At 45.7% G+C, this 3,387-nt stretch carries 4 protein-coding genes; all 4 read left to right on the top strand.

Going from position 1 to position 3,387, the window contains the following annotated elements:
- The coding region (locus tag H0Z23_RS08770) for a GspE/PulE family protein (protein ID WP_296869069.1) at window positions 1–675 on the top strand (675 nt) is incomplete at its 5' end.
- Window positions 676–705: 30 nt separating this feature from the next.
- Entirely contained in the window at window positions 706–1,788 is a 1,083-nt protein-coding gene (locus tag H0Z23_RS08765) for a type IV pilus twitching motility protein PilT (protein WP_296869068.1), read from the top strand.
- A 90-nt stretch (window positions 1,789–1,878) separates the two neighbouring features.
- A complete protein-coding gene (locus tag H0Z23_RS08760) occupies window positions 1,879–3,090 on the top strand; it encodes a type II secretion system F family protein (RefSeq protein WP_296869067.1) in 1,212 nt (403 codons plus the stop codon).
- Between the two features lie 124 nt (window positions 3,091–3,214).
- Window positions 3,215–3,387 (top strand): type II secretion system protein (locus H0Z23_RS08755; protein WP_366928896.1); only part of this gene is annotated, 173 nt, incomplete at its 3' end.

Raw genomic sequence — 3,387 nt, 5'->3', positions numbered from 1 at the left:
TTGGAGCAGATCAGCAAACCAGAGGTTAACATAATAACTGTAGAGGACCCAGTTGAGTATACTATCGCAGGGATAAATCAGATACAGCTCAACGAGAAAGCTGGACTTACCTTTGGAGAGGCGCTTAGGTCGATTTTAAGGCAGGACCCAGATAAAATAATGGTTGGAGAGATAAGGGATCTTGAGACAGCTCAACTGGCTATTAGAGCTGCGCTTACCGGACATCTGGTCTTATCCACCCTTCACACTAATGATGCTCCAAGTGCTTCCGTCAGACTTGTGGAGATGGGCATCGCACCTTTTTTGGTTTCTTCCTCTCTTATAGGGGTAATAGCTCAAAGGTTAGTACGCAAGCTATGCCCCAACTGTAAGGAGCAGTACAGCCCGCCATCTAAGGTCTTGAGTGATGTTGGACTTCCACCTGGTACGACTCTGTGGAAGGCAGTTGGCTGCGATGAGTGTAGGGGGACTGGATACAAAGGTAGAACTGGCATATATGAAATAATGAAAGTAGATGAGGCGATACAATCTTTGATATTGGAAGGTGCTTCTGCAGCTAGGGTAAGAAAGGAAGCAATTGCCAAGGGTATGACTACTTTAAGGCAGTCTGGGCTGAGGAAAGCAGTAGATGGAATAACAAGCCTGGAAGAAGTTCTCCAGGTTACCATCCAATAAAAAAGATCTTTTAAGGAGGAATGTCCACCTATGATTCCGAGCATGCAGGAAATACTCACAGAAGCTGTCAAGATGAAAGCTACGGACATTCACTTGGGAGTTGGGTTTCCGCCTGCAGCCAGGATTGATGGTGATTTGGTTTATTTGGCGTCTTTCCCTGAGTTGACTGGTGATGACCTAAGATCCTTGGTTGGAGAAGTGTTAATGAGGAAACAGCTTGAGGAGTTGGAGGAAAACAAAGAGATAGATTTTAGCTTTACTTTTACGGGAGAAGGTGGAGAAACCTCCAGATTCAGAGGCAACTGCTATTTTGAGAGGGGTAACATGTGCCTTGCTCTCAGAACCATACCGACCAAGATAAGGACGATAGAGGAATTAAAGCTTCCATCTCATATAGTGGAGGTAACAAAAAAGTACAGAGGGCTTTTCTTGGTCACAGGGCCTACTGGCAGCGGAAAAAGCACCACTTTAGCTGCTTTGATCCAAGAAATAAACAGGACCCGCCCGTGCCATATAGTCACGATAGAGGATCCTATAGAGTACCTTTATACCTCTGATGTTGCTATCATTCACCAGCGGGAAGTAGGAAGTGACACCAAAAGCTTTGCTGAAGCCCTCAAGCGGGTATTAAGGCAGGATCCAGATGTTATCCTTATAGGAGAGATGAGGGACCTGGAAACTATCTCTGCGGCTGTTACTGCTGCAGAGACTGGGCATTTGGTTTTCGCGACCCTCCACACCCAGAGCGCACCACAAACGGTGGACAGGATAATAGATGTGTTTCCTCCCCATCAGCAGCAGCAGATACGCCAGCAGTTGAGCACTGTGCTTATAGGGGTTTGTACTCAACAGTTGGTACCTGTGCCTGGAGGAGGCAGAGTCGTTGCCACCGAGCTTTTATTTGCCACCCCTGCTGTCAGGAATCTCATAAGAGAAGCTAAAGTAAGCCAAATGGTCAGTATAATGCAGACAGGGGCTTCTTCTGGCATGCATACCATGGATCAGGACCTTGCCCGCCTTGTGAGGGAAGGCATCATTCCTTACGAAATAGCAAAAGCCCGGTGTCATGACCCCAAGGATCTAGAGCGATTGGTTTTCGAGGTGTCATTTTAAATAAATAAAATGCACAAATTAAAAAAATAGTGTTAGAATAATAAAGTAGGCAAATTATTAAATTTTTAAGCATTGGAGGGAGGGGAGGCCTTGCTATTTCGTTATAGGGCTCGTACTGCCGATGGAAGAACGGTGAGCGGAACTGTTTCTGCTTATAGCCAGGAGCAGGTAGTTCAGCAGCTTAGAGGTCAAGGTCTTGTTCCGCTCTCTATTAATGCCGATAAGGATGAGCATAGACTCAGCTTGAGGCAGAGGCTCCAGGCTATCAGCACAGTGACGCTTAAAGATAAGGCAGTTCTTTTTAGGCAGCTCACCACAATGGTTTCTGCGGGTATAACTTTGGGAAGTGCCCTTGAGATATTGGCACAGCAGACGAAAAACAAGAGGCTCTCTCTTGCTGTTCAAGAGGTAAAACGCTTGGTTGACAGCGGGGTTTCTCTTAGCTCTGCCATGAGGACCAGGAAGGAATTCAATAATCTTATGGTTTCCATAGTTAGGGCTGGAGAAGAAGGGGGCGTTTTGGATCGGAGCTTGGACCGCCTTGCCACATTTTTGGAACGCCAAGACGCCATAAGAAGAAAGATAGTTTCTGCGGTGACTTATCCTGCGGTGGTTATGACCTTTGCCATTGGGGTAGTGTATATACTGGTGACGTTCATAGTTCCACGCTTCGCAAAAGTTTTTGATGGCTTGGGAATCGATCTTCCGCCAGTTACTACTATAACCTTTCGTTTTGCCATATGGATGAATAAAAACTGGTATTTTGTAATAGGAGGTTTTGTTCTTTTCATTGTCCTGGTGATGGTGTCCAACAGAAATAAGAAGACTAAGCCGTATATGGACAGGCTGAAGTTAAGGCTTCCCATAGTGGGGGATATTATATACAAGGCCATTATGGCCAGGACCAATAGGACCCTTGCTTCGTTAGTAGAGTCGGGTGTTCCCATTTTGATGGCCCTTGAAATGACAGCAGGTGTTGCTAATAATTATGTTATAGGCAAAGCATATGAGGAGCTGCGCGAGGCAGCAAGGAAGGGGCAGGCTTTAGGTGAATCGGCAGCTAAGAGTAAGGTCTTCCCCATTATGACAGCACACATGATAACCATTGGGGAACAGACTGGCCGACTGGAGGAAATGCTGGGGAAGGTGGCCGACTGGTTTGAGCTGGAGCTCGACGAGAAGATAAAGCGTCTATCGTCGATTATAGAGCCAATATTAATAATGTTTGTAGGAGGAGTTGTGGCTATTGTGGCGTCTGCTATATTTCTTCCCATTGTCGGAGCCATTCAGGCCATGTTATAGAGAGGAGGTGGGCTCTGGGAGAAACACATACTATAAGCGGCTTTTATAGTATACTTGACTAAAGTTTTGAGGTGTGCCATATTTAATACATAAAGAGTGATGTAAGAGAAAAGGGGGAATAAGAATGTTCAAGATGATGAGAAAGAGAAAAGCAAAAGGTTTTACGTTGGTCGAATTGCTCATAGTCATGGTCATTATAGGTATCTTAGCTGGAGCAATGTTGTTGGTAATGGGGTCAGGGAAGGACAAGGCGAATGCCACGAAAATAGTTAGCAACTTGCGGAGCTTGAAGGCGGC

The sequence above is a fragment of the Thermovirga sp. genome, from assembly GCF_017656375.1.
GTDB lineage: Bacteria > Synergistota > Synergistia > Synergistales > Thermovirgaceae > Thermovirga.
The sequence above is the reverse complement of the archived record's forward strand: the minus strand, read 5'-3'. Positions and strand labels throughout refer to the sequence as shown.